The following is a 6,382-nucleotide window of genomic DNA, read 5'->3' as shown; positions in this document are numbered from 1 at the left end:
TCCCGCTGATCACCCGCTCGACCCTGCATCCACCCATCGTCCCAAACCCGCGAATCAGGTGGGCGGACCGACACAGTTATTCAGGAGTCTCCTAGCAGGTCTGAAACGGGGACCGCGAGAAGCTGCCCGAAGGCTGCGTTGGTATCGACCAAGAGGCCGTTCTCGTCTGCGAGCGCCATCGCCACCGGACTGTCGTCGAAGACCGCACGGAACCGGTGTTCGGAGGCGCGGAGAGCTTCCTCGGCCGCCGCCCTCGTGCTGATGTCGCGCAGTTCGACCTGGATGGCCGACGCGCCACGGTAGGTGACCGCCACGGCGTTGACCTCGACGGTCAGCACACTGCCGGATGCTTGGCGGAGCTGCCGGCGATGACTGCGCAGTGGCGGGCCGCCGGCGAGCACCTCATCGAAGACTCGCCTGATGTCGGGTAGATCGCCCGGCGGGGCGAACAGGCCTGCCGGCCGGCCCTCGATGTCCTCGCGTTCGTGCACCCCGTAGAGCACCAGCGCCTCGGGATTGGCATAGACGAAATTGCCATCGGCGGCGATCACCGCCACCGCCACCGGCGAATGCTCGACGAGCGCGCGCCAGCGTTCCTGCGATTCCTTCAGCTCCGAGCGGGCGGCGGCCAGTTCGGTCACATCGGTGGACACGCCGGCCACCGCGTACACCTCGCCGTCCTCGCCGCGCAGCGGGAACTTGGTCGATCGATACACCCGGAGGCCGCCGTCGGCGTGGTTGAGTTCCTCGGTGAACGACTCGGGGCGCCCGCTGGTGGCAATCAGGGCATCGTTGCGACGGAACGTGCCTGCGTCCTCGGGCGTGAACAGGTCGTAGTCGCTCTGCCCGAGCAGCTCTCCCTCCACCGGCCCGATCATGTCGCGCAGCGCCGGGTTCGCCAGGACGAACCTGCCCGTCAGGTCCTTGGCGTAGATCAGCACGTCGGTGTTGCCCAGTACCTCGTCCAGCAGGTGTTGGTTGCGGGCCCTTTCCTCCTGGGCGACCATCCGGGCTACGACCTCACTCGCGAGCCGACCCGCCTGCTCGCGCAGTTCGAGCAACCGCACGACCTGGCGTGACAACAGCGCGAGGTCCTCGACCTGCTGGGCGTCCCCCGCGCGCGGCACCGTATCGAGCACGCAGAGTGTCCCCAGCCGATGACCGTCCGAGGTGACCAGCGGCGCTCCGGCGTAGAAGCGGATCCCGGCCCCCCCGACCACCTGCGGATTGTCCCAGAATCGGGGATCCCGGTCAGCGTCCTCGACGACCAGGACATCGTCGCTGTCAAGGGCGTGGGCGCAGAACGATTCGCTGCGCGGGGTCTGCGGCGGCTCGAACCCCACCCTCGCCTTGAACCACTGGCGGTCACGGTCGACCAGGCTGACGAGTGCCATCGGGGCCCCGCAGAGTCGTGCCGCCAGCTCCGCGATCTCGTCGAACGCATCCTCGGCCGGCGTGTCGAGTACCCCGAACCGACGGAGGGCCTGGAGCCTCAGCTCTTCCAGATCGACGGCGAGGTTGGTGTCTGCGGGTAGGGGCAGCGTCAGCGCACGGGGAATCAGAGATGTCATCGCCCTCGCCCCATCAGACCTACCCGCGACACTGCTCCCGAGGGAGACCCCCGCCCTTCGCGATGTTATCCGGGCAGGCATCGGCGTTGTCGGCCCTGACGGTGGATGTCATCGACCCAAAGACGGAAAGAAAACTACGGAGGGTGAGCTGGCTACATCTTCGCTGCGCCCTGCCTGATCGCCTCCCGGATACGCGGGTAGGTGCCGCAGCGGCAGATGTTCCGGATGCCGTCGAGGTCGGCCTCGGTGATCGGGGCGCCGTTCTTGGACTTGACCAGCGCGACGGCCGCCATGATCTGTCCAGGCTGGCAGTATCCGCACTGCGCGACGTCCTGGTCCAGCCAGGCCTGCTGCATCGGGTGCAGGTCCGCACCGACCGTGGCCGGCAGGCCCTCGATGGTGGTGATCTGGTCCGTCGGCTTGATGTCGGCCACCCGCACCGAGCACGGGTTGAACGACTTCCCGTTGATGTGGCTGGTGCAGGCCTTGCAGACATCCAGGCCGCAGCCGTACTTCGGTCCGTGGATGCCGAGCAGGTCGCGGAGCACCCACAGCAGTCGGACGTCGTCATCGGTCTCGACGGTGACCTTCTGGCCGTTGACGTTGAACGTGTGCATGGACATGGGTTTCCTCAATTTCCGGACGTGAGGCCGTTGGTGGGCTCGAGGGGCAGCGGCGGTTCGAGCGGGAGCGGAGTGAAACCGAGCGGTGAATTGTGGTTGATCGGGAAACTGGTCGGCATGGTGCCGGTGGCCCGGCCGTAGGCGGTGGCGACGGCGGCCATGGAGGCGGCCACGCCGAATTCCCCGGCGCCGCCAGGGTTACCGGTCGTCGTCGGCATGACGATGACCTGGATCGTCGGCGGGACGTTCCACTGACGCGTGTAGTAGTAGTTGTCCCAGCTGCCCTCGAGCGGGATGCCGTTCTTGAAATGCAGGCTCGAGGTGAGCGTCTGGGCGATGCCGTCCATGATCCCGCCGAGCATCTGCGCCTCGATCCCCTTCGGATTGAGCGCGAATCCGACGTCGACCGCGAAGACGACCTTGGTCACCCGAGGGCCGGTGAACGCATCTCTGATCTTGCGATTGACAGTAGCTGGGGTGCAGTCGATCTCGACCAGACAGGCTGACACGCCCTTGTACTCGGAGTGGAAGGCGATGCCCTGGGCCGTTCCGGCCGGCATCGTGCGACCCCAGTTGCCGACCTGGGCGACCTTGTCCAGCACCGCAATCGACCGCGCATCCTTGAGGAAGGCGCGACGGAACTGGTACGGATCCTGGCCGGCTGTCTTCGCGATCTTGTCGACCATCAGCTCGGTGGAGGTGCAGACGTCGGGCGAGTAGATGTTGCGCGTGCTGCCCGTGTGAAAACCCATGTCGACCTCGCTGAGCAGCTGCGTGGTCACCCCGAAGTTGTAGGGCACGTTCGCGGTGAGCTCGAAGACCGTCTCGGAGAACGAGAGATTGCCGGCGACGGGCAGCTGTGCGGCGACCGAGGTGATCGCTTCACCGAGTCCGTGGGAGAAGTCGGTCGACACACTGGTGTGACGCTGTTCGAAGGTCACCACGTTGCCGGCCAGGTAGGTCGCCCTGATGCGCGAGGTGGCCAGCGGATGCGTCCGTCCATGACGGAAGTCGTCCGTCCGGTGCCACATCAGCTTGACCGGCTTCTTCAGCTTCTGCGAGATCTCGGCCGCCTCGATCGCCGCGTCCCAGAACAGGTGTCGTCCGAAGGAGCCGCCGCCCGTCGTGACGTGGCACTTCACCGAGGTCTGCGGAAGACCGAGCTTCTGGGCGATCGCCGCTTGTGCGGAGATGGGGCTCTTCAGACTCGACCAGATCTCCGCGCTGGTCGCCCTGACATCCGCGATGGCGCAGTTGGTCTCGAGCGGGCTGTTGCTGCGGAAGTAGAAGGTGAAGTCACCGTCGACGGTCTTGGCCAGCAGGTTGAGCGGCGGGACGACGAGCGGGATCTGTGCGGCTCTGATCTCCGCGAGCACGGTGGCGTCGGACTGGGCGTCCTCGCTGCCGGCACCCCAGGTCACCTCTAGCGCATCGACGGCGTCGATGCACTGTCCGAAGGTCGCAGCGCGCACGGCTACCCCGGTCGAAACGATGACGACATCGGTGACGCCCGGCATCAGCTCCACGGCGGCGATGTTCGCCACCGACTTCACCGTTCCGTTGATGCTCGGCGGGCGACACACCATGGTGGGCAGGGCGTTCGGCACCACCAGGTCCATGGTGAAGACCTTCTTGCCGGTCACCGCCGCCAAGGCGTCGACGCGATTCTGGGAGGTGCCGACCAGGGTGAACCGCGACTGCGGCTTGAGCTGCACCGGCAGGGTGATCACCACCGACGACGAGGCCGCGACCGCCAGCGAACCATAGGTGGCGGTCCGTCCGTCAGCCGTGGTGATGACGCCGCCACTGACCTTCAACGTGGACACGTCGACCCCGAACTTCGCCGCGGCAGTGGCCACCAGACGCGCGCGGGCCGTTGCTGCAGCCACCCGGACGGGCGTGTACATCGACCGGATGGAGTTGGACCCGCCGGTGAGCTGGTTGAGGAGCAGTTCCGGGCGGGCATCGGCCAGCGTGACGATCACCTTGTTCAGCGGGAGGTCCATCTCCTCGGCGATCAGCATGCCGATCGAGGTGGTGATGCCCTGGCCCACCTCGGCGCGCGGCAGGGCGAACGAAGCGGTCCCGTCGGCATTGACCTGGATGGAGATCAGGCCGGAGGTCGGTGCGGCGGCGAGGTTCTGCAGATCACCCAGATCGAATAGATCCGATGGACCGGGCGCAGACGGGATGGCGGCGTCGGCCTGGTTGCTCCTGGTACTCGACAGGCTGAGCTCGGCCGCGACGACCAGAGTCGGAGCGGCGAGCAGGTAACCGAGAAACCGCCGACGGCTGAAGCCGTCACGAGCGGCCTCGCCATTGTCCGGAATGTCCCCGTGATCGTGCGGGCGATTGTCGGTGCCGGGCGCCATTGCGGGCCCGGCGGGGTGCTTGCGGGACTGCTGTGAACGTGTCGCCATTGACTGTCCTTTCGAAGGCCTGACCCATTCGCAGAGCGGCCGGTGAACTCGACTTCCCGCCACCTTCCCCTTTGCGACGCGAAGAGTCAACACTGACCGGAAGAAAGGTGAAATGGTGTATTTGTCCCCTGCGAAAGTCCATGTTCGGAACCGGAGGGCACGCGGATGGGTGCGATGCGCAAAATCCTCTGACAGCACTCCACCGTGCTGAGTTTGCGCGAAACGCCTACCGGGACAGCAGCTCCCGAGCCATCTTCACCCAGTACACCAGGTGCGGGTCGGCCGCCGGCACGCGGTTGCGGAAGGTGTAAGCGAGAGCAACTCCGCGCATGCTGGACAAGAGGATCTCCCGGACCTGTTGGTAGCTCGATCGGGTGGAGAAGACCGGACCGAACAGGGCGTCGACCGTGCCGTAGATGCTCTGGTAGAGCACCCGCTCGCTCGGACCGAGCGCTGCGCGGAGTTCCTCGCTGTGCCGGGCCGCGATCCAGAGTTCCATCTCGGCCCAGAAGTAGGGCTGGTGGAAGTCGAGCCAGACCCGGGCGACGGCCTGGTCGATCCGCGCCGGATCGTCCTGCGCCACCCTGATGATGGTGGTGGCCTCGTTGCCCAGTTCGATCACCCGACCCGCCGCAAGATGGTGGACGGCGCCGATCAGCAGGAGATCACGGGACGCGAAGTGGTAGAGGAGACGACCGCGGGAGACCCCGGCGAGCTCCTGGATCTTGAGCGTCGAGGCGCCCGCGTATCCGAACTCGACCAGGCACCTGACGGCCGCGTCCAGGATCTTCTCGCGGCTGACCTGAGTGCGGCGCTGCTGGGTGGTCGGGGGCTGCAACCGGTCCACGCTCACCTGCTCATGTTATCGGCTCCGTAAATCCGGAACGAATGAGAAGTTGTCACCGACGAATACGGGCGAGTCCGGACCCCTCGTCGCGCCGGACCACCTGCTCGCCCTCCGAGACCCACCCGATATCGAGACCCACCCGACGACCACCCGCTGACAATCTCAGCGGAGGCGGTCCCGCCGGCTGTTGGCTCAACCGGCGGGACCTGAGAGATGAAACGCCTGCAGTACGTTTCTCGCCTAGTGCCCCAACATGCCCTGTTCGTGGCCCCCAAAACCGAATGTGCCCCAAGGTAAACCGTCCACGGCCCGCCTTACACCCCAATGCCCCTCCGAACCAGCGAAAACCGGCCTCAGGGTCGGTTCGGGTCGGGGTGCACGCTCAGGAAAACCGACCACGCCGGGGCCGCGGGATCATCCGGGCGGCTGGCGAAGTCGTCGAGGAGGTGCTGCAGCTGCGCCCGGAACTCCTCCATGTCCGCCGGCGGCAGCCGCAGCCCCAGACGAGCCGTGTTCACGTCGGCTTCCGGCACCAGGGCGATCTCCTCCAGGAAGGTGTCCAGCATCAGCTGATCCTGCGGAGGCGTGCTGAGCCGCCAGGACTTCCTGGTGGCCAGATACGGGATCTCGCGTGCGCCCCTGGCGCCCCGCCGTTCGGCCTGTGCCTCGAGAAACCCGGCGCGGACCAGGGTTCTGACGTGATGCAGCGTGTTTCCCGGTTCCAGGTGCAGGATCTGGGCGATCTCGGAGTTGGTGTGGCTCTCCCCCAGGCAGATTCGCAGCATACGGAGCCGCAGCGACGACGCCAGCGCCTTGGCCTCCTGGTCGGTGGCCGCCCTCCGCTGATTCGATCCAGGGCTGCCAGGCTGACTCGTTGCAGGACCGCCAGGCTCCGTCATGCCAAGAACTGTAGTCGAAAGT

5 protein-coding genes are annotated in these 6,382 nt (G+C 66.4%); all 5 read right to left on the bottom strand.

Annotation, left to right across the window (positions count from 1 at the left end):
• Positions 1-80: 80 nt before the first annotated feature.
• Positions 81-1,571 (bottom strand): PAS domain S-box protein, encoded by a 1,491-nt coding sequence (locus tag ABIB25_RS23345; RefSeq protein WP_354530926.1) that lies wholly within the window; start codon positions 1,569-1,571, stop codon positions 81-83.
• A gap of 152 nt (positions 1,572-1,723) precedes the next feature.
• Positions 1,724-2,194 (bottom strand): (2Fe-2S)-binding protein, encoded by a 471-nt coding sequence (locus tag ABIB25_RS23340; protein ID WP_354530925.1) that lies wholly within the window; start codon positions 2,192-2,194, stop codon positions 1,724-1,726.
• Between the two features lie 8 nt (positions 2,195-2,202).
• Positions 2,203-4,566, bottom strand: coding sequence for a molybdopterin cofactor-binding domain-containing protein (locus ABIB25_RS23335; protein ID WP_502919890.1), 2,364 nt, complete (start codon positions 4,564-4,566; stop codon positions 2,203-2,205).
• 274 nt (positions 4,567-4,840) lie between these two features.
• Positions 4,841-5,467, bottom strand: a complete 627-nt coding sequence (locus ABIB25_RS23330) for a TetR/AcrR family transcriptional regulator (RefSeq protein ID WP_354530923.1) — start codon at positions 5,465-5,467, stop codon at positions 4,841-4,843.
• Positions 5,468-5,814: 347 nt separating this feature from the next.
• Complete coding sequence (locus ABIB25_RS23325; RefSeq protein WP_354530922.1) at positions 5,815-6,360, bottom strand: ArsR/SmtB family transcription factor; 546 nt, start codon at positions 6,358-6,360, stop codon at positions 5,815-5,817.
• Positions 6,361-6,382 lie beyond the last annotated feature (22 nt).

The organism is Nakamurella sp. UYEF19, from assembly GCF_040546275.1.
Lineage (GTDB): Bacteria > Actinomycetota > Actinomycetes > Mycobacteriales > Nakamurellaceae > Nakamurella.
The sequence above is the reverse complement of the archived record's forward strand: the minus strand, read 5'-3'. Positions and strand labels throughout refer to the sequence as shown.